Genomic DNA, 18,399 nt, shown 5'->3' on the forward strand with positions numbered 1-18,399 from the left:
CGTGTCCACGCTGCGTGATCTCGTCGAGGAGCACACCACCCTCAACGCCGGCGACATCGACCACCTGCACCGGCTCGCCGGTGACTGGCTGTTGTTGTCCGACCTGTCCTTCGCCGACCTGCTGCTCTGGGTCCCGATCAAGGGGGATCCGCGGCAACCGCGGAAGCCACGGGAGTTCCTCTGCGTGGCCCAGGTGCGGCCGGTCACCGCGCCCACGGCATACCAGGACGACCAGGTCGGCAAGATCGTCGGCGGCCCGGAGGTGGCGCATCTCGAGGTGGCGCTGACCCAGGAGCGGATCTGGCGGGAGGGTGACCCGGTCTGGTATGGGGACACTCCCGCCCGCCACGAGGCCATCCCGGTGCGCCGCCGCGACGAGAGCGACGTGGAGGAGGGCTTCAGCGAGGTGATCGCGGTGATCGGCCGGGACACCAACCTGAGCACCGCCCGCACCCCGAGCCAGCTCGAACTCAACTATCTGACCACCGCCGACGACCTGGCGCAGATGGTCGCCGACGGCACCTTCCCGCCCCCGCGGCACCCCGGTGAGATCACCTCGGCGCCGCGGGTCGGTGACGGCCTGATCCGGCTGGACGCGTCCGGCAAGGTGACCTACGCCAGCCCGAACGCGCAGTCCGCCTACCGCCGGCTCGGGTTCAACGCCCACCTGGTCGGCGAGGAGCTGGCAAAACTGTCCAGCCGGCTGTCCGGCGACCCGCTGGAGGGCAACGACGCCGCCGAGCGCATCCTGTCCTCGCTGCGCGGTGAGTTCCCGGCCCGGATGGAGATGGAGGCCCGCGGGGCGACCGTGCTGATCCGGGCCCTGCCACTGTTGCCGGCCGGGGTGCCGATCGGCTCGCTGGTCCTGGTCCGGGACGTGACCGAGGTGCGCCGCCGGGAGCGCGCGCTGATGACCAAGGACGCCACCATCCGGGAGATCCACCACCGGGTGAAGAACAACCTGCAGACCGTCGCCGCGCTGCTGCGCCTGCAGGCCCGCCGGGTGGACGCCCCGGAGGCCCGGATGGCCCTGGAGGAGTCGGTGCGCCGGGTGGCGTCGATCGCCCTGGTGCACGAGACCCTCTCGATGTCCAGTGACGAGGCGGTCGAGTTCGACGGCATCGTGGACCGGGTGGCCACCGCCGCCACCGAGGTCGCCGCCACCAGCTATCCGGTGCGGATGCGCCGGGAGGGCACCTTCGGCGTGCTGCCCGCCGAGATCGCCACCTCGCTGGTGATGGTGCTCAACGAGCTGCTGATCAACGCGGTGGAGCACGGTTTCCCGGCGCCGGAGGACGACGACGCCGAGCCGGTGGTGCCGGAGAGCCCCGGTGAGGTGGTGGTCTCCGCGCACCGGTTCCGCAAGCAGTTGCACGTCACGGTCGCCGACAACGGCCAGGGCCTGCCGGACGGGTTCAAGCCCGAGGGCGGCAAGCGGCTGGGTCTGCAGATCGTCCGGGCGCTCGCGACCGGGGAACTGCGCGGCAGCATCGAGCTGCGCAACCGGGCCGGCGGCGGCACCGAGGCGGTGCTGGTGGTGCCACTCGGAAAGCGGTGACCAGATGGCCGTCGGCGCGCCGGACGGCCATCTGCTGCGGTACCCCGAGGGCGGCCACCAGGACCACCGCGATCAGGGTCCGGGCGCGCAGCCCGCGGACCGCGGCCGCGGCGCAGAGCACCACCGGGGGCAGGGCGATCAGCGCGTGCCGGGGCGCCCACAGCGGCCCGGCCGGGAACGACCCCGCGACCAGCGTCACCGGCGGCAGCAGGGCGAGCACGGCCAGCTCGCGGAGCAGGGCCCGGTCGGTCCAGCGGGCGGCCAGGGTCATGCCGATCAGCACCAGCCCGGCGGTGAGCGAGCCGAAGAACTCCGCCGGAGCGGCGCGGGCCAGGTCCCAGGGCGCGTCCGGGCGCCAGGAGAACAGGGCGGTGTGCTGGCGCACCCCGAGGGAGATCAACGGCGCCGGGGGTACGAGGGACGACACGGTCACCGGGAACCACCAGAACAGGGCGCGCTCGCGACTCAGCCGCCACCGGGACAGGACCGTCCACGCGTGCCCGCCGAGCATCAGCAGTGCCGCCGGGTGGACCAGGCCGGTCAGCGCCACCGCCGAGCCGTACCCCAGCCAGCGTGCCCAGCCCGGCCGGTCCAGCGCCAGGTAGAGCAGCAGGGTCGCCAGCGTCCCGAGCAGCAGCGACAGTCCCCACGGCTGGGCGCTCTGCGCCGCCCGGCTGACCGCCGGCAGCGACACCAGCAGCAGCCCGGCGCACAGGCCGGCGCCCGGGGTGAGCAGCCGCCGGCCGAGTTCGCCGGTCAGCCCGGCGGCGAGCACCACCGCGATCAGCGACGGCACCCGGAGCGTCGTGATCGAGTCGCCGGCCAGCTCGCTCCAGGAGAACAGCAGCAGGTGGTAGCCGAGCCCCACGGAGTCCTCGGCGCGGGCCAGCGCGATGATCGTGGCCGGGCCGGCGGCGGGCAGCCCCTCCCCGGGGCCGGGCGCCGGGGTGTCCAGGCCGGCACGCCCGATGATCAGCATGGTGACGGCTGGGATCAGGAACGGGAGGGCGGCCCGTCCGCGCATGCGCGCCTCCCCACCATCCCGACCCACTGTGCTGGAATGGTAACCGGGAGTGGCGATACAGCTTAGAGGTCAACTGTTACAAGATGTTGGCGTTGTGTAACTCGGCACACTCCCGAAATCTGGACCGCGCTGGCCCAGAATCCCCGGGCGTGAGAGGCTTGCCGACATGACCGCTGCAGTTGACCGCCGCTTCGTGGCCCGCCGCCACGTCGACTACGGCCGTGTCCGCAGCGCCATGTGTCCGGCTTCCTGACGACGCCCGATTTCCATTTTCCGGGTGCGCGACCGCCGGGCCCACTCCTGACACAGATGTCACGAGCCTCCGAGGGCCGTGAGCGGGTTCGTGCGCCCACGAAACCCGGAGGACCGCCGAGATGGCGATTGGAAACACTGCCGCCGCCCGCCCGCGTAAGGCGCGTGGTGAGGGTCAGTGGGCGCTCGGACACCGGGAGCCGCTCAACCCCAACGAGCGCAGCAAGAAGGACGACAACCCGCTCAACGTCCGGGCCCGGATCGAGAACATCTACGCCCACGGCGGCTTCTCCTCGATCGACCCGGCCGACCTGCGCGGCCGGTTCCGCTGGTGGGGGCTCTACACCCAGCGCAAAGCCGGCATCGACGGCGGCCGCACCGCGGTGCTGGAGCCGGAGGAGCTGGAAGACGAATACTTCATGCTCCGGGTCCGCTGCGACGCCGGCTCACTCAACCTCGCCCAGCTGCGCGTCATCGCGCAGATCTCCACCGAGTTCGCCCGGGACAGCGCGGACATCACCGACCGGCAGAACATCCAGCTGCACTGGATCCGGGTCGAGGACATGCCGGAGATCTGGCGCCGCCTCGAAGCGGTCGGCCTGCAGACCACCGAGGCGTGCGGCGACTGCCCCCGCGTCGTGCTGGGCAGCCCGGTCGCCGGAGTCGCGGTCGACGAGGTGATCGACGCGACGCCGGCCATCGACGAGATCGTCAAGCGGTACGTCGGCGACCCCCGCTACTCCAACCTGCCCCGCAAGTTCAAGTCGGTGATCTCCTGGCTGCCCGACGGGCCGTACCAGGCGAACGACATCTCGCTCGTCGGCGTGGTGCACCCGGACCACGGCCCCGGCTTCGACCTGTGGGTCGGTGGCGGCCTCTCCACCAACCCGCGACTGGCCGAACGCCTCGGCGTCTGGGTGCCGCTGGAAGACATCCCGGACGTCTGGGAGGGCGTCGTCGGCATCTTCCGCGACTACGGCTACCGCCGCCTGCGGCACCGCGCCCGCCTCAAGTTCCTGCTCGCCGACTGGGGCGTGGAGAAGTTCCGCGAGATCCTGGAGAAGGAATACCTCGGCCGCGCCCTGCTCGACGGCCCGGCACCCGAACTGCCGGAGAAGCCGCTCGACCACATCGGCGTGCACAAGCAGCGGGACGGCCGCAACTACATCGGCGCCGCCCCGGTCGTCGGCCGGTCCTCCGGAACCCAGCTCACCAAACTCGCCGACCTGGTCGAACAGCACGGCTCGGACCGGGTGCGCCTCACCGCGTACCAGAAACTCCTGGTCCTGGACATCGCCGACGACCAGGTGGAACCGTTCATCACCGGCCTGCGCGGGATCGGGCTGGAAGCCCGCCCCTCGGCCTTCCGCCGCGGCACCATGGCGTGCACCGGCATCGAATACTGCAAACTCGCCATCGTCGAGACCAAGGCCCGCGGCGAGGAACTGGTGGCCCGGCTGGAGAGCCGTCTCAAGGACTTCGACGCCGACCTGTCGATCCACATCAACGGCTGCCCCAACGCCTGCGCCCGGACCCAGGTCGCCGACATCGGGCTCAAGGGCCAGCTGGTCATGAACAAGCACGGCGAGCAGGTCGAAGGCTTCCAGATCCACCTCGGTGGCGCACTCGGCATGGCCAAGGGTGAGACCGCCGGATTCGGGCGCAAGGTCCGCGGTCTCAAAACCACCGCCGAAGAGCTTCCGGAGTACGTGGAACGAGTCGCCAAGCACTACCTCAGCGGCCGCTCCGACGGCGAGACCTTCTCCAACTGGGTGCTCCGCGCCGAAGAGGAGCTCCTGAAATGAGCGAACGACAGGCTCCGATGTACTGCCCGTACTGCGGCGACGAGGACCTGCGTCCCAACGAGGCATCACACGGCGCGTGGGAGTGCCACTCCTGCGCCCGTGTCTTCTCGATCAAGTTCGTCGGTCTTCTGTCCAAGGGAGTCAACAGATGAGCCTCCTCAACGCCTCCGGCCTGAGCCTGATCAATCTCAGCGAACCCGCGGACTCCACCCGCCGAAAACCCGCCGAGCTGAAGGCCCTCGCCGACACCGCCGCCCAGGAGCTCGAAGGCGCGCCCGCCGAAGAGATCGCCAAATGGGCGGCCGACACGTTCGGCGAACGGTTCTGCGTCACCAGCTCGATGGCCGACGCCGTCGTCGCCCACCTGTTCTCCCGGGCCGCCCCCGGCGTCGACGTGGTCTTCCTCGACACCGGCCTGCACTTCCCGGAAACCCTCAAAGTCCGGGACACCGTCATCCGTACGATGAACGTCAACGTCCGCTCCGTCCGCCCCCGGCTCACCGTCGGCCAGCAGGACGGCGAATACGGGCCCCGGCTCTTCGCCCGCAGCCCCGACGAATGCTGCTTCCTGCGCAAGGTCGAACCGCTGGAACGCGCCCTCGCCGACTACGACTCCTGGGCCACCGGCCTGCGCCGCGACGAATCACCCACCCGCGCCAACACGCCCGTCGTCGCCTTCGACGCCAAGAAGGGCAAGGTGAAGGTCAACCCGATCGCCGCCTGGACCCAGGACGACGTGGACGCGTACATCAGCCGGTGGAACGTGCCGGTCAACGAGCTGTTCAAAAAGGGGTACGGGTCGATCGGCTGCTGGCCGTGCACCCGCCGCACCAAGGCCGGGGAGGACCCGCGCGCCGGCCGCTGGGCGATGTTCGAGAAGACCGAATGCGGTCTGCACGTCTGATCGGCGATCACCGGCCGGCCGTGGTCCTGGTAGCCCACGGCAGCCGTGATCCCCGCGCCGCCGCCTCCACCACCGCCCTGGCCCGGGCGGTCCAGCGGGCCCACCCCGGCTGGCGGGTCCGCGCCTCCTACCTGGACCACGCCGGGCCCCGGCCGCTGGACGTGCTGGCCGCCCTGCCCGGCCCGCGCGCCGTCCTGGTGCCCCTGCTGCTGACCGCCGCCTACCACGGCCGGGTCGATCTGCCCGCGGTCATCCGGGAGGCCGAGGCCCTGCCGCTCACGGTCACCGCGACCGACGTCCTCGGCCCGGCGTCACCGTTGCTGCTGGCCGCCCTGACCCGCCGCCTCGCCGCCTCCGTCACCCACGGTCTCCGCCCGGCCGCGTCTACCGCCCACGGTCTCCGTCCGGCCGTTTCCACCACCCACGATCTTCGGCCTGCCGCGGACGCCGCCGCCCACGGCCTTCGGCTTGATGTGGACGGCTCCGCTGCTCACGACTGCCGGTTGTTCGCTGCTGGATCCGGCGACCCCGGTTGCCGGGCGAGCGCCGGCGACCTGGACGCGGTGGAACTCCTCAGCGACCTGGACACGGTGGAACTTCCTGGCGACCTGGATGCGGTGGTGCTCGCCGCGGCCGGGACTCGGGACGCCGCCGCCCGTCAGACCGTCGCCGACGCGGCTGCCGCGCTGGGCCGACGGCTGGGTCTGCCGTCCGCTGTCGCCTACGCGTCCGGTCCCGGAGCCCGTGCGGACGAGGCCGTGACCCGTCTGCGTGAGGCCGGTGCCCGGCGGGTCGGAGTCGCCGCCTACTTCCTGGCGCCGGGACTGCTCTACGACGCCGCGATGGACGCCGCCAGGTCCGCCGGGGCGGTCACGGTCGCCGAGCCGCTGGGCGACACCCCCGAGCTGGTACGCCTGATCGGCTCCCGAGCCGAATCAGTCCTGAACCGCCCGCTCCCGTTAGCCGCCTGAGCCCTCGACTCCAAGGCCCGACCCACGAGCCAAATTCCGGCCCGAATCAGACCATATTTCGGCACATACGGTATCGCAGGCTCTGACGTGCCGCCGCCCGGCGAGGATCGCACCACAAATCGGCACGCACGGCGGTGGTGCGTTCTGGTGTGCCGTTTTTCGGCGCGGATCGGGCCGGAAGTTGGCACGTGCGGTAGCGCGGGCTTTGGCGTGCCGCGTTTCGGCGTGGATCGGACCGTGAGTTGGCACGCATGGCGGTGGTGCGGTTGGTGTGCCGATCTTCGGCGCGGGTTGAGCCGAAGGTCGGCACATGATGAGGCGCCGGTTTGGTTTGCGCTCTCGGCCGGTTCATGCCCGGACGTGTATTGCCCGCCCCGACCTGGGTGCCGCGCTGTGGTGAGGAGCGGACCGGGAGTTGGCGCGTGTGGTGGTGCCGGGTTTGGCGTGCCGAGTTTCGGCGGGGGTTGGGCCCGGTGCCGGCATGTGCGGAGGTGGTGGTTCTGGAGTGCCGCGTTGTGGTCTGGTCGGCCGGAAAGTGGGGCGGTTCTGCCCGGGCCGTCCACACCGACCGGGGCGTCCATACCGACCGGGGACCCGCCGGTGCTGGAAGTGGCGCGGGGCGGGGCGGTGGGGCGTGTTACGGGGTGGGGTTCTGCGGCTGGAGATCCACTGTGCGCGGTGGAGAACGTTCTGTCTGCCCCCGACTGAGGGGTGAGGGCTTCAGCGGGCTCTGCGCGGCTCAGGGCGGGCTGCCTGAGAGATGGCTGCCAATGTCAGCAGAAGTTGCTGAGAGGCCGACCGAGCGATCACTCTGGGTGTTGATCACTCTGCGTTGTGCGACGAAACGGCAATAGGTTGCGGGGAATCGCGATCGTCCTATGCGGAGTGTGCCGGAGTGGCGACGCAAAGCGGCTTGATCGGAATTTCGAGATCATTTCGTGGATCCGGCTAAACGTACCGTGATCGCATTAGCGCACTGTGGAATGGGAACGCAGGGTGAGTGACCGCAAACAGCAAGACGCCCCGTGCCGACCGGCCCGGGGCGAAAATGCTGTGTGGGGGATTGATTCAGGCGGTGGGGGCGCCGACGCGAAGACCGCCGCGACGCTTGACGGCGCGCCGTTCGTCTTCGCTCATCCCGCCCCAAACGCCGGCGTCCTGACCCGACTCCAGTGCCCAAGCGAGGCACGACTCGGTCACCGGGCACCGCCGGCACACGGCCTTGGCCTGCTCGACCTGCAGGAGCGCCGGACCACTCGTCCCGATCGGGAAGAACAGCTCGGGGTCCTCGTCGCGGCAGATCGCATCGTGACGCCAGTCCATGGCGGCAAACTCCTTGTTTCGGATGGGGTAATGAAAACAGTGCTGTTTACCTATATGCGAGCGCAGTGGCTGGCGACGGCTTGTGCCCGTACGCTCACCGATGCGTTAGCAAGCTTTTGTGTTTGGTGCTCTTCTGCGCTTCTGTATTAGGAACGCGCACAAGCGGCAACCGGTTACTTCTTATCGCTTGTGAATGCTTTCACGAACTCACGCGATGTCAAGGGTAGCGCCGGAAGTTTCTCCGGGCGGGTGAGCTGGCTCACGCACCCATATGTCCGGTTCTGCCGTTCCTGCCAGAGCCGGTTGACGAACGCTCCCATCAATGTAGTACGGTCTCGGCCACTTCGCCGACCTTTTGCCCGTGTTTCTGTAACGGATCGTGAGCACCTGTCCGGTACTCCTACCCCGCGATCAGCAGATCACACGCAAAGCCGAGGGGACGGACACGAAGTGCACCTTCTGTCGATCCCCTAGGTAGTCGCCGTCCAGCTGGAAGGGCTGGGGCCGGGACGCCACGACGGTGAACTCCGCGACGTCGTGGCGTCGCAACACCTGTTTACCTCGTGGATCACCGGCGCGCCACGCGAGTTGTGTCACGGTCCGGGCACTGCTCGGAATGCTCAGCTTTCGCAGGGCGGCCACATCGAGCCCGAGATCGAACGAGGCGTCCGGATTCAAATGGACAGGACGGTCACCGACGTACGTCCAGGGCGCGGTGTTCTGCACGATCACGGTGCTGAGCAGGGTGTCCGGCGTCTCACCCGGCCACTCCACGGTCAGCGCCGGGTTCTTCCGGTCGACGCCGGTGAGGAACTGGCCGAAGGTCGCCCGCAGGTAGAGGGACGGCGTCGAGGTACGGCCGCGCCGGCGGGCCCGTTCCACCTGGCGGATCGTCGCGGCGTCCCAGCCGAGCCCGGCGGTGAAGGTGAACCAGCGGTCGTCGGCGCGTCCGAGACCGATCACCCGGTGCCGGCCGTCGCGGATCCCGTCCAGGATCACGCTCGTGCCGTCGGCCCAGTCGCGCGGCAGGCCCAGCGCGCGGGCGAAGACGTTGGTGGATCCGCCGGGGACCACGCCGAGCGCCGGAAGCCGGCCGGCGATCGGGCCGGGCAGCCCGCCGAGCGCGGTCGAGGCGGTGAGCAGCCCGTTGACCGCCTCGTTCACGGTGCCGTCGCCGCCGAGTGTGACCACCACGTCGACACCGCTCTCGGCCGCGTCGCGCGCCAGCCGGGTGGCGTGCCCCCGGTGCTCGGTGTAGGCCACGGTCAGGTCCACGGCGCTGCGCAACGCCCGCACCAGCACGTCGCGACTGCGCTCACTGGTCGTCGTCGCCCGGGGATTGACGACAAGCAGCGCGCGCATGCGCGGCACTGTACCGGTAACCGGTGTGCTCAGGGGTGGGTAAGGTGCAGCAGTGACCAGCGTTCCTACCCTCGATTGGGGGGTGCGCCTCCTCTATCTGGAGAGCGCCGGCCTGGCCGTGCTCACGGCGTACCTAATCGTTCTCGAATTGACCCGCGACAACGTCATCATCGCGATCGCCGCCTCGCTGACCGTGATGGCCGCCCTCGCCGCGGTCTCGGTCTTCCTGGTCGCGCGCGCTCTCGGGCGCCGCGCCGTCCGGGCCCGCGGGCCGGCCGTGGTGGTGCAGCTGTTCCTGCTGGCCACCGGCGGTTTCCTGATCCAGTTCGGCACCGTCTGGGCGGGTGTCGCCCTGCTCGTTCTGGGGGTGGTGACCGCAGCGCTGGTGCTGGTGCCACCGAGTAGTCGAGCGTTGGGCGTCGATTAACGGGTCTCCGGAAGCCGATCAGGGCCTAACCTGAACGGGTGACCGGCTCAACGGTGCGCCCACCCGCCTATCAGCAGCTCGCCGACGAGTTGCGCGCGGAGATCACATCCGGGCGCCTGCAACCCGGCGAGCGTCTCCCACCCGAACCCGAGCTGTGCGTCAAGATCGGCGTCAGCCGGAGTACGGTACGGGAGGCCCTTCGCCTGCTCGCCAGCCAGCACCTCATCGTCACGACGCGAGGTGTCACCGGCGGTAGTTTCGTCGCCCATCCCGACGCCGAGCAGTTGGCCGACGGGCTCTCCACGGGTTTCGCCCTGCTCACTCACTCGGCCGCGGTCGGCTTCGCCGATCTGCTGGAGTTGCGCCGGGCCCTGGAGGTGCCGGCCGCCGGGCTGGCCGCGTTGCGCCGGGAGGAATCGCATCTCACCGAGCTGCGCGGGGCGCTCTTCGATCCGGTGATCGACGACTTCGACACCATGATGGCCGCCCATTCGGCGTTCCATCGGGCGATGGCGAAGGCGACCGGGAACCCGCTCTTCGAGCTGGTGGGGCGGCCGCTCTACCAGGTGAGTTATGGCGAAGAGGTGATCGGGGACCTGCCCGAGGGGTATTGGGTGCGTATCGACGCCGACCATCGGGCGATCCTGGCCTGTCTCACCGAACGCGACGCGGAGGGCGCACGGCGTGCCGCCGCGGCCCACCTCGACTACATCGCGGAGACGGTGCGCTGAGATCCGGGGTCGGCTGAGATCCGCGAGGTCAGTAGTCCGTCCGGCGGGTGAGCAGACGGATGGTCGCCTGCCTGCCGGTCGCCGCGGCCTCGGCGGAGGTGGTCAGCGCGGTCAGCACCTTCCACGCGAACGACGACTCCGACGGCAGTTTCGCCCCGCGCACCGTGGCGACGGTCACCTCGACGGTGAGCGCGTCCTCGGTCACCGCGAACCGGCACTCCAGCTCTGCGTTGCGCGTGGCGATCGCCAGCAGCATGGCGCAGGCCTCGTCGACGGCGATGCGCAGGTCCTCGATCTCGTCGAGGGCGAAATGCAGGCGGGCCGCCAGGCCCGCGGTAGCCGTCCGGAGGACGCCGAGGTATCCGCCGTCGGCGGGCACCGTCAGTAGTACGACGTCGTCTCCGACGTCCGGCCCGGTCTCCGTCACCTGAGTCACTCGGCCCCCTCCTCCCGATGGGGAGACTCTAGCGGCTGGCGGACGCTGCGGGACCACCTGGTCACCGCCTGTTTTCCACAAAGGGGCGGAAAACACGACAGCCGACCGCCAAAGGGCGGCCGGCCGGCGGATGAATCGCGAGGCTCAGGCCTGCTTGGTCTCCCAGAAGATCTTGGAGATCTCCTCGATCTTGCCGAGCAGCTCGTCGGCGACCGCGACGTCGACCTTGCCCTTGGCGCCGGCGGCGCCGGCCAGCTTGGTGGCCTCGTTGAAGAGCTGGTGCAGGTGCGGGTACTTCTCGAAGTGCGGGGCCTTGAAGTAGTCGGTCCAGAGCACCCAGAGGTGGTGCTTGACGAGCTCGGCGCGCTGCTCCTTGATCAGGATGGCGCGGGTGCGGAACTCGGGGTCGGTGTTGGCCGCGTACTTTTCGGCGATCGCCTTGACCGACTCGGCCTCGATCCGGGCCTGGGCCGGGTCGTAGACGCCGCACGGCAGGTCGCAGTGGGCGCTGACCACGGTGCGCGGGGTGAGGAAACGCGGAAGTCGCATCAGGACTCCTCCATAGAGTTTGCGATGATCCAGGATTGACCCTACCCCTTACATCCCGGACGTAACGCGACGGAGGCTTGATGCCTTGAGATGGCAATTACCCGTGTTCGCCGTGCTGGTCAGCGGCCCCTCGATGGTTCCCACGCTGCGGGCCGGAGACGCCCTGATCGTGCGGCGGGGCAGCCGTGCGGTAAGGAGCGGTGACGTGGTGGTCGCGCGCTTCCGGTCCCGGCCCGGTCTGCTGGTCGTCAAACGAGCCGTGGAGGAACGCGACGGCGGGTGGTGGCTGGTCGGTGACAACGAGTTCGTGACCGACGATTCCCGTGCTCACGGCGTCGCCGACGTCATCGGGCGTGTGATATTCCGGTACTACCCGAGACCATCACGGGTACGTTAGTGTCCTCTGATCCCCAGCGCACACCCGCGCTGGTGGTGGTTGTACCGGGTGATCCCCGCATCGCACCGCGGTCCAGGCGCATACTCGCGACCAGGATTCCAGTAGGTGCCACGTATCAATGTCGATGCAGTGTGGAGTTTCACCGTGTCATTCTTCAGTTTCGAGCTCGATCCCGCCCTCGCCGCCGATCCGGTCTTCGACCTGCACCGCCGGGGCAAGATGACGATGAGCGCGACGGTCCCACTGGCCAGCAAGGACGACCTCTCCCTGGCGTACACACCAGGGGTGGCCCGGGTCTGTGAGGCGATCGCCGAGGACGAGACGCTCTACCCCGACTACACCTGGACCGCCAACACGGTCGCCGTGGTCAGCGACGGTTCCGCCGTGCTCGGCCTCGGCAACATCGGGCCCCGGGCCGCCATGCCGGTGATGGAGGGCAAGTCGGTCCTGTTCAAGCAGTTCGGTGGCGTCGACTCGATCCCGATCGTGCTGGACACACAGGACGTCGAGGGCATCATCGCCACGGTCAAGGCGATGGCCCCGTCGTTCGGCGGGATCAACCTGGAGGACATCAGCGCGCCGCGCTGCTTCGAGATCGAGCGCCGCCTGGACGCCGAACTCGGCATCCCGGTCTTCCACGACGACCAGCACGGCACCGCGGTGGTCACGCTCGCCGCGCTGCGCAACGCCGCCCGGCTCCTCGGCCGCGCCGTCGACGACCTGCGCGTGGTGGTCAGCGGGGCCGGCGCGGCCGGTGTCGCCATCACCCGGACGCTGATCGCGGCCGGTGTCCAGGGCGCCAACATGATCGTCGTCGACTCCCGCGGCATCATCCACGCCGAGCGCGGCGACCTGAGCGGGATGAAGGCGGAGATCGGCGCGACCACCAACTTCTCCGGCCGGACCGGGGCGATCACGGAGGCCCTGATCGGCGCGGACGTGCTGATCGGGGTCTCCGGCGGCAGCATCCCGGAGGAGGCGGTGGCCGGCATGGCGCCCGGCGCGATCGTCTTCGCCCTGGCCAACCCGACCCCGGAGGTCCACCCGACGGTCGCCCACCGGCACGCCGCGATCGTCGCCACCGGGCGCAGCGACTTCCCCAACCAGATCAACAACGTGCTGGCGTTCCCGGGGATCTTCCGCGGGGCGCTGGACGTGCGGGCCACCACGATCACCGACCGGATGAAGGTGGCCGCCGCCGACGCCATCGCCGCGATCGTCGCCGACGACCTGCGCCCGGACGCGATCGTGCCGTCGCCGCTGGACCCGCGGGTCGCTCCGGCGGTCGCCGCCGCGGTGGCCGCGGCCGCCATCGAGGACGGTGTGGCCCGGCTCTCCGTCGCCCCGGCCGCCGAACGGGCCGTGGAGACTCAGCACGCGTGAGGCCTTAATGGAGGCTAAGGTCGGAGGATGCGTGCCGCGTACGCCTCCGACCTGAGCCCCGACGATCCGCTCACCGGACTGACGGTGGGGGAGCTGCCGCTCGCCGTCCCCGACGGCTGGGTGGCCGTCGAGGTGCGGGCGGCCTCCCTCAACCACCACGACCTCTGGTCGCTGCGCGGGGTGGGCCTGTCCGCCGACCGGCTGCCGATGATCCTCGGCTGTGACGCCGCCGGGGTGGACCCGGACGGCAACGAGGTCGTGGTCTACCCGGTGGTGGAGGACAAGGCCGACCCGCGGGGCTTCTCGCTCTTCTCCGAGCGCCACCCGGGCACCCTGGCCGAGCGGCTGGCGGCCCCTCCGGGCAACCTGGTGCGCAAACCGGCCGGGGTGTCCTTCGCCGAGGCGGCCTGCCTGCCGACGGCCTGGCTGACCGCCTACCACATGCTGGTGACCCGGGGCCGGGCCGCGGAGGCCGGCGCGGTCCTGGTCCAGGGCGCGGGCGGGGGAGTGGCGACGGCGGCGGTGGCGCTCGCCGTCTCGATGGGCAAGCGGGTGTACGCGACCAGCCGTGATCCCGGGAAGCGGGAGCGGATCGCCGGGCTGGGCGCGACGGCGGTGGAGCCGGGCGCGCGGCTTCCGGAGCGGGTCGACATCGTGATCGAGTCGGTGGGTGAGCCCACGTTCGACCATTCGATGAAGTGTGCGGCGCCGGGCGCCCGGATCGTGGTCTGCGGCGCCACCGCCGGGCATCTGGCCCGGGTGGATCTGCGCCGGGTGTTCGCCATGCGGCTGGAGATCCTGGGCAGCAGCATGGGCACCCCGGACGAGCTGGCCGCCCTGCTCGGCCTGGTCGCCGACGGCACGGTCCGGCCGGTGATCGACTCGACGTTCGCCCTCGGCGAGGCCACCGCGGCTTTCGAGCGTCTCGCTGCCGGCGATGTGTTCGGAAAGATCGTCGTCGAGATCTAGAACGTGCTGCTCAGGCCGGCCACCCCACCCTTGGCGGCGTCCTGCGGCAGCCGGTCCTTGGCGGCCTCGTCACCGGTGAGGGTCCAGCGCCAGAAGTCGGTGGTGGTCTCGGCCACCACCGCCGGCTGGTCGCGGTGCGGCAGGTGGGTGCCCTGCGGGAGCTCCAGGAAGCCCTTGGGCCAGGTGACCTCGTTGTACGCCCCGTACGCCTGCTCGTAGGTGACCGTCTCGTCGAGTTTGCCCTGCACGAACAGCAGCGGCGCGGCGGGCCCGGTGAACGGGGCCGGCTGGGGCATCTGCCGTCCGGCGATCAGCAGCCCGGCCTTGAGCCGTTCGTCCCGGCTGCCGCTGAACAGGCCGACGGTGGTGATGGCGCCGGCCGAGTGCCCGGCGGCAGCGATCCGCTGCGGGTCGACGGTGCCGGCCAGCGCGGTCAGCAGCTCGGTGATCACGAATTGGGCGTCGGCCGGCTGGTTCACCACGTCGTCGGCGTTGAACTGGGGGGCCTCATACCAGGTGTTCGGATATCTCGGTCCGGCCACCACGAACCCGGCGGTCGCCCAGGCGCTCAGCAGCTCCGCGTAGTCGTCGGGCTGAGAGGTGAGCCCGTGACTGAAATAGATCAGCGGGAAGGGTCCGCTGCCGGCCGGTAGCCACACCTTCGTCGGCAGTGCACGGTCGCCACCCCGGTTGAACTCCAGCTCCCGTGTCTGCACTCCACCAGGAGCGACGGACGCGGAGGGTTTCTCCACGACGGGGGAAGCGGGGGTCGAACAGGCGGCGAGACCCGTCAGAGCGGCCAGGGAAAGGAAGGAACGGCGACGCAACACCCGGCTCATTGTGCCCGCGAAAGATCAGAGTTACCTGGTAGCGGGGGGTAGCCGATATCACACCGGGTTCCGCCGAACGGGCGCAGCGCTTCGCCATCCTTGAAACGTTTGGCTAGGGTCCTACCCATGTCTGACAACCACGTCGACCCGAGCGGCAACACCGAGGCGTTCCGCGCCTTCACCCGGACGACGCCCGACTCCGAGGCGTCGTCCAAGGTCCCCTACTTCGTCATCGGCGGCGTCGTCGCGCTCGTCGTGGTCGCCCTGCTGGCCTGGTTAACCCTCTGACCCGATCGCCTTGCGGGCCTCCGAGGCGATCTCCAGCTCCTCCTCGGTCGGCACCGCGCACACCGCGATCGGTGAGCCGTCCGGGGAGATGACCCGCTCGTTGCGCGCGTTGCGCTCCGGGTCGATCGAGATGCCCAGCGCCTCCAGACCGGCCAGCGCCCGGGCCCGGATCGTCCGCGAGTTCTCGCCGACCCCACCGGTGAAGGTGATCGCGTCCACCCGGCCGAGAACGGCCAGGTAAGAGCCGGTGTACTCGCGGATCCGGCGGCAGTAGACGTCGATCGCGAGGGTCGCCTCCGGATCGCCGGCCAGGCAGCGCTCCTCCACCGACCGCAGGTCGTTGTCCCCGGCCAGGCCGGCCATCCCGGAGCGGCGGGTCAGCAGGTCCTCGATCTCGTCGATCGGCATCCCCGCCTCCCGGTGCAGATGGAAGATCAGGCTCGGGTCGACGTCACCCGACCGGGTGCCCATCACCAGGCCCGGCAGCGGGGTCAGGCCCATCGAGGTGGCCACGCTCCGGCCACCGCGCACGGCGGCGGCACTCGCCCCGTTGCCCAGGTGCAGCGTGATCACGTTGGTCTCCCCGGCCGGCTTGCCGAGCAGCCGGGCGGTCTCCCGCGAGACGTACGCGTGTGACGTCCCGTGGAACCCGTAGCGCCGGATCCCCCACTTGGCCGCCACCTCCCGGTCGATCGCCCAGAGCGCGCCCTCCGGCGGGATCGTCGAGTGGAACGAGGTGTCGAAGACCGCCACCTGCGGCACGTCCGGCAGCAGCCGGCGGGCCACCCGCAGCCCGGTGAGCGCGGCCGGGTTGTGCAGCGGCGCGAGCGGGATCAGCTCCTCGATCGCGGACAGCACCGCGTCGTCGACGACGGTGGCCGTGGTGAACCGCTCACCGCCGTGCACCACCCGGTGCCCGACCGCGGCCAGCCCGGTCAGATCCAGCTCGTCCATCAGCCGCCGCAGCGCCTCGCCGTGGTCGGCCGCGTCGCCGCCGGACTCGCCGATCCGCTGCACCAGCCCCTTGGCCAGGACCTCGGCGCCGTCGAAAAGGCGATACCGCAAGGACGAAGAACCACTGTTGAGTACGAGTACCCGGCTCATTGTGCTCCTGCCTGGATCGCCGTGATGGCGACCGTGTTCACGATGTCCTTGACCGTCGCGCCCCGGGACAGGTCGTTCACCGGCCGGCGCAGACCCTGCATCACCGGGCCGACGGCGACCGCGTTCGCCGACCGCTGGACGGCCTTGTAGGTGTTGTTCCCCGTGTTCAGGTCCGGGAACACGAAGACGGTGGCCTTGCCGGCGACCTCGCTGCCGGGCAGTTTCGCCGCGGCCACCGCCGGGTCGATCGCCGCGTCGTACTGGATCGGGCCCTCGACCGGCAGGTCCGGCCGGCGCTCGCGGACCAGCGCGGTGGCCGCGGCCACCTTGTCCACGTCAGCGCCGGATCCGGAGCTGCCGGTGGAGTAGGACAGCATCGCCACCCGCGGCTCGATGCCGAACGCGGCGGCGGTCTGCGCCGAGGAGAGCGCGATGTCGGCGAGCTGCTCGGCGTCCGGATCGGGGTTGACCGCGCAGTCGCCGTAGACCAGCACCCGGTCGGCGAGCAGCATGAAGAACACGCTGGACGCGACGGTCAGGCCGGGCACCGTCTTGATGATCTCGAAGGCCGGCCGGATGGTGGCCGCGGTGGTGTGGGTGGCGCCGGACACCATGCCGTCGGCCAGCCCGCCGGCGACCATCAGGGTGCCGAAGTAGTTCACGTCGCGGACCACGTCGTACGCCAGATCCAGGGTCACGCCGCGGTGCTTGCGGATCTCCGCGTAGCGGACCGCGAAGTCCTCCCGCAGCGACGACGTCGCGGGGTCGATCAGGTGGGCTCCACCGATCTCCACCCCGATCTCGCGGGCCCGGCGGTTGATCTCCTCCGGGTCGCCGAGCAGGGTCAGATCGGCCACCCCACGGCGCAGCAGGGTCTCGGTGGCCCGCAGGATGCGCTCCTCGGTGCCCTCCGGCAGGACCAGGTGCCGGCGGTCGGCACGGGCCCGGTCGATCAGGTCGTTCTCGAACATCAGCGGCGTCACCCGGCTGGACCGGGACACGTCGAGCAGCCGGGACAGCTCGGCGCCGTCGACGTTCTCCTCGAAGACGCCGAGCGCCGCCTCGATCTTGCGCGGGGTGCTGAGCTGCGCCTCGATCCGGTCGGCGGCGGAGATCGTGTGATAGCTGTCGGTCTTGGTGACCAGCATGGCCAGGCCGGTGTTGAGACGCTCGATGACACGCACCGCCCGCTCGTCGGCCGGCTCACCGAGGGTGAGGACCAGACCGGCCAGGGTGACGTTGCCGGCCGCGTGCGCCGCGCTGGCGGCCACCAGCAGGTCGGCCCGGTCACCGGCGGTGATCAGCAGGGCCCCGTCGGTCAGCGCGCCCAGCACGGTCGGCACCTGCCCGGCGCCCACCACGTAGTCGAGCACGTCCCGGTCCAGCGCCCCGGCCGCACCGGAGACCACCGTCGCGTCCAGCGCGGCGGCCACCTCGCCCACCGTGGGCGCGGCGATCGCGGGCACCTCGGGTATCGCCCAGAACGGCACCGGCAGCCCCTCCGGCACACAGCCGAGGGCCGGCGGCCGGACCCGGTTGGCGATCACCGCGACGACCGTCGCGTTCAGGTCGGCCAGCGAGTGGTACGCACTGCGGGCCGCCGATGCCAGCGACTCACACGTCCGTGCCTCGCCGCTGACCACCGGCACCACCACGCTGCCGAACTCGGTCGCCAGCCGGGCGTTGAAGGCCAGCTCCCGGGGCAGCTCGTCGTGCCCCTCACCGGGTTTGTCACTGAAGTCGCTGCCGATCACCACCACCGCGCTGGACCGGCGCTCGACCTCGCGATAGCGCTCGACGATCCGGCCGATCAGCTCCTCCCGGCGGCCGTCGGCGACCAGCGCCGCGGCCTCGGCGAGGGTCACGCCGAACGAGTCCTCCACCCCGACCGGGCCGGGGTATCGCTCTCGCAGGACCGAGAGCAGCGGATCCTGCCCGGTCCCGGAGACCAGCGGCCGGAACACGGCCACCTTCGCCACTTGACGGGAGAGCAGCTCGACGATGCCGAGAGCCACTGTCCCCTTACCGACGGACGGGCCCAAGCCCGCTACGTAGACGCTGCGTGCCACGCGTTTCAACCTACCGG

General features: G+C 70.5%; 18 protein-coding genes and 1 pseudogene. 11 read left to right on the forward strand and 8 right to left on the reverse strand.

Annotated elements, in window-relative coordinates; translation table 11 throughout:
- Position 1 precedes the first annotated feature (1 nt).
- The gene (locus ACQ0O7_RS07195; RefSeq protein ID WP_430780955.1) at positions 2 to 1,558 is read left to right on the forward strand and encodes a sensor histidine kinase; all 1,557 of its coding nucleotides are present in this window, start codon (positions 2 to 4) and stop codon (positions 1,556 to 1,558) included.
- Between the two features lie 469 nt (positions 1,559 to 2,027).
- Here ACQ0O7_RS07195 and ACQ0O7_RS07200 read toward each other — a convergent pair.
- Positions 2,028 to 2,582 (reverse strand): annotated as a pseudogene (locus tag ACQ0O7_RS07200) (glycosyltransferase family 39 protein); the annotation flags it as partial.
- 374 nt (positions 2,583 to 2,956) lie between these two features.
- On the opposite strand from ACQ0O7_RS07200, the gene ACQ0O7_RS07205 reads away from it, so the two are divergent.
- Genes ACQ0O7_RS07205 through ACQ0O7_RS07220 form a run of 4 tightly spaced genes read left to right on the forward strand, consistent with a single transcriptional unit; the run spans position 2,957 to position 6,514 of the window.
- A complete protein-coding gene (locus tag ACQ0O7_RS07205; RefSeq protein ID WP_430780956.1) occupies positions 2,957 to 4,639 on the forward strand; it encodes a nitrite/sulfite reductase in 1,683 nt (560 codons plus the stop codon).
- A complete protein-coding gene (locus ACQ0O7_RS07210) occupies positions 4,636 to 4,791 on the forward strand; it encodes a hypothetical protein (RefSeq protein WP_430780957.1) in 156 nt (51 codons plus the stop codon). The genes ACQ0O7_RS07205 and ACQ0O7_RS07210 overlap by 4 nt, the downstream gene beginning before the upstream one ends.
- Complete coding sequence (locus tag ACQ0O7_RS07215) at positions 4,788 to 5,543, forward strand: phosphoadenylyl-sulfate reductase (RefSeq protein WP_430780958.1); 756 nt, start codon at positions 4,788 to 4,790, stop codon at positions 5,541 to 5,543. Before ACQ0O7_RS07210 ends, ACQ0O7_RS07215 begins: the two co-directional genes overlap by 4 nt.
- Positions 5,525 to 6,514 (forward strand): sirohydrochlorin chelatase, encoded by a 990-nt coding sequence (locus tag ACQ0O7_RS07220; RefSeq protein ID WP_430780959.1) that lies wholly within the window; start codon positions 5,525 to 5,527, stop codon positions 6,512 to 6,514. The genes ACQ0O7_RS07215 and ACQ0O7_RS07220 overlap by 19 nt, the downstream gene beginning before the upstream one ends.
- A 1,068-nt stretch (positions 6,515 to 7,582) precedes the next feature.
- Here the strand turns inward: ACQ0O7_RS07220 and ACQ0O7_RS07225 are convergent.
- Both ACQ0O7_RS07225 and ACQ0O7_RS07230 read right to left on the reverse strand, forming a co-directional pair.
- Positions 7,583 to 7,837, reverse strand: a complete 255-nt coding sequence (locus ACQ0O7_RS07225; protein ID WP_364657558.1) for a WhiB family transcriptional regulator — start codon at positions 7,835 to 7,837, stop codon at positions 7,583 to 7,585.
- Between the two features lie 411 nt (positions 7,838 to 8,248).
- Positions 8,249 to 9,199 (reverse strand): diacylglycerol/lipid kinase family protein, encoded by a 951-nt coding sequence (locus tag ACQ0O7_RS07230; RefSeq protein WP_430780960.1) that lies wholly within the window; start codon positions 9,197 to 9,199, stop codon positions 8,249 to 8,251.
- Positions 9,200 to 9,251: 52 nt separating this feature from the next.
- Between ACQ0O7_RS07230 and ACQ0O7_RS07235 the strand changes: the two genes are divergently transcribed.
- Both ACQ0O7_RS07235 and ACQ0O7_RS07240 read left to right on the forward strand, forming a co-directional pair.
- Entirely contained in the window at positions 9,252 to 9,626 is a 375-nt protein-coding gene (locus ACQ0O7_RS07235; RefSeq protein WP_430780961.1) for a hypothetical protein, read from the forward strand.
- Between the two features lie 38 nt (positions 9,627 to 9,664).
- A complete protein-coding gene (locus tag ACQ0O7_RS07240; protein ID WP_430780962.1) occupies positions 9,665 to 10,357 on the forward strand; it encodes a FadR/GntR family transcriptional regulator in 693 nt (230 codons plus the stop codon).
- Positions 10,358 to 10,385: 28 nt separating this feature from the next.
- Here the strand turns inward: ACQ0O7_RS07240 and ACQ0O7_RS07245 are convergent, their stop codons facing one another.
- Both ACQ0O7_RS07245 and sodN read right to left on the reverse strand, forming a co-directional pair.
- Positions 10,386 to 10,793, reverse strand: a complete 408-nt coding sequence (locus ACQ0O7_RS07245; RefSeq protein WP_430780963.1) for an ATP-binding protein — start codon at positions 10,791 to 10,793, stop codon at positions 10,386 to 10,388.
- Positions 10,794 to 10,937: 144 nt separating this feature from the next.
- Positions 10,938 to 11,342, reverse strand: a complete 405-nt coding sequence (gene sodN, locus ACQ0O7_RS07250) for a superoxide dismutase, Ni (RefSeq protein ID WP_430780964.1) — start codon at positions 11,340 to 11,342, stop codon at positions 10,938 to 10,940.
- A gap of 85 nt (positions 11,343 to 11,427) precedes the next feature.
- On the opposite strand from sodN, the gene ACQ0O7_RS07255 reads away from it, so the two are divergent.
- The 3 genes from ACQ0O7_RS07255 to ACQ0O7_RS07265 all read left to right on the forward strand — a co-directional run bounded on the left by ACQ0O7_RS07255 (position 11,428) and on the right by ACQ0O7_RS07265 (position 14,091).
- Positions 11,428 to 11,739, forward strand: a complete 312-nt coding sequence (locus ACQ0O7_RS07255; protein WP_430780965.1) for a S24/S26 family peptidase — start codon at positions 11,428 to 11,430, stop codon at positions 11,737 to 11,739.
- A gap of 219 nt (positions 11,740 to 11,958) precedes the next feature.
- Positions 11,959 to 13,122: an NAD(P)-dependent malic enzyme gene (locus tag ACQ0O7_RS07260; RefSeq protein WP_430781002.1), complete on the forward strand. Its 1,164-nt coding sequence runs from the start codon at positions 11,959 to 11,961 to the stop codon at positions 13,120 to 13,122.
- 27 nt (positions 13,123 to 13,149) lie between these two features.
- Positions 13,150 to 14,091 (forward strand): zinc-binding dehydrogenase, encoded by a 942-nt coding sequence (locus ACQ0O7_RS07265; RefSeq protein ID WP_430780966.1) that lies wholly within the window; start codon positions 13,150 to 13,152, stop codon positions 14,089 to 14,091.
- Here the strand turns inward: ACQ0O7_RS07265 and ACQ0O7_RS07270 are convergent.
- Positions 14,088 to 14,807 carry an alpha/beta hydrolase family protein gene (locus ACQ0O7_RS07270; RefSeq protein WP_430780967.1) on the reverse strand — a complete coding sequence of 240 codons (720 nt, stop codon included), beginning with the start codon at positions 14,805 to 14,807 and terminating at the stop codon, positions 14,088 to 14,090. The genes ACQ0O7_RS07265 and ACQ0O7_RS07270 overlap by 4 nt on opposite strands.
- Positions 14,808 to 15,047: 240 nt before the next feature.
- Here ACQ0O7_RS07270 and ACQ0O7_RS07275 point away from each other — a divergent pair, with 240 nt between their 5' ends.
- Complete coding sequence (locus tag ACQ0O7_RS07275) at positions 15,048 to 15,209, forward strand: hypothetical protein (protein ID WP_430780968.1); 162 nt, start codon at positions 15,048 to 15,050, stop codon at positions 15,207 to 15,209.
- Here the strand turns inward: ACQ0O7_RS07275 and ACQ0O7_RS07280 are convergent.
- The gene (locus tag ACQ0O7_RS07280; RefSeq protein WP_430780969.1) at positions 15,198 to 16,313 is read right to left on the reverse strand and encodes an acetate/propionate family kinase; all 1,116 of its coding nucleotides are present in this window, start codon (positions 16,311 to 16,313) and stop codon (positions 15,198 to 15,200) included. The genes ACQ0O7_RS07275 and ACQ0O7_RS07280 overlap by 12 nt on opposite strands.
- The gene (pta, locus tag ACQ0O7_RS07285; RefSeq protein WP_430780970.1) at positions 16,310 to 18,391 is read right to left on the reverse strand and encodes a phosphate acetyltransferase; all 2,082 of its coding nucleotides are present in this window, start codon (positions 18,389 to 18,391) and stop codon (positions 16,310 to 16,312) included. Before pta ends, ACQ0O7_RS07280 begins: the two co-directional genes overlap by 4 nt.
- Positions 18,392 to 18,399 lie beyond the last annotated feature (8 nt).

This window comes from Actinoplanes sp. G11-F43, assembly GCF_050589265.1.
Classification (GTDB): domain Bacteria; phylum Actinomycetota; class Actinomycetes; order Mycobacteriales; family Micromonosporaceae; genus Actinoplanes.

Bases quoted from the DNA above. Each gene is read 5' to 3' on its own strand.
- ACQ0O7_RS07205 (WP_430780956.1), top strand. From the start codon at position 2,957: ATGGCGATTGGAAACACTGCCGCCGCCCGCCCGCGTAAGGCGCGTGGT.
- ACQ0O7_RS07210 (WP_430780957.1), top strand. From the start codon at position 4,636: ATGAGCGAACGACAGGCTCCGATGTACTGCCCGTACTGCGGCGACGAG.
- ACQ0O7_RS07215 (WP_430780958.1), top strand. From the start codon at position 4,788: ATGAGCCTCCTCAACGCCTCCGGCCTGAGCCTGATCAATCTCAGCGAA.
- ACQ0O7_RS07220 (WP_430780959.1), top strand. From the start codon at position 5,525: ATGCGGTCTGCACGTCTGATCGGCGATCACCGGCCGGCCGTGGTCCTG.
- ACQ0O7_RS07225 (WP_364657558.1), bottom strand. From the start codon at position 7,837: ATGGACTGGCGTCACGATGCGATCTGCCGCGACGAGGACCCCGAGCTG.
- ACQ0O7_RS07230 (WP_430780960.1), bottom strand. From the start codon at position 9,199: ATGCGCGCGCTGCTTGTCGTCAATCCCCGGGCGACGACGACCAGTGAG.
- sodN (WP_430780964.1), bottom strand. From the start codon at position 11,342: ATGCGACTTCCGCGTTTCCTCACCCCGCGCACCGTGGTCAGCGCCCAC.
- ACQ0O7_RS07260 (WP_430781002.1), top strand. From the start codon at position 11,959: ATGACGATGAGCGCGACGGTCCCACTGGCCAGCAAGGACGACCTCTCC.
- ACQ0O7_RS07265 (WP_430780966.1), top strand. From the start codon at position 13,150: ATGCGTGCCGCGTACGCCTCCGACCTGAGCCCCGACGATCCGCTCACC.
- ACQ0O7_RS07275 (WP_430780968.1), top strand. From the start codon at position 15,048: ATGTCTGACAACCACGTCGACCCGAGCGGCAACACCGAGGCGTTCCGC.
- ACQ0O7_RS07280 (WP_430780969.1), bottom strand. From the start codon at position 16,313: ATGAGCCGGGTACTCGTACTCAACAGTGGTTCTTCGTCCTTGCGGTAT.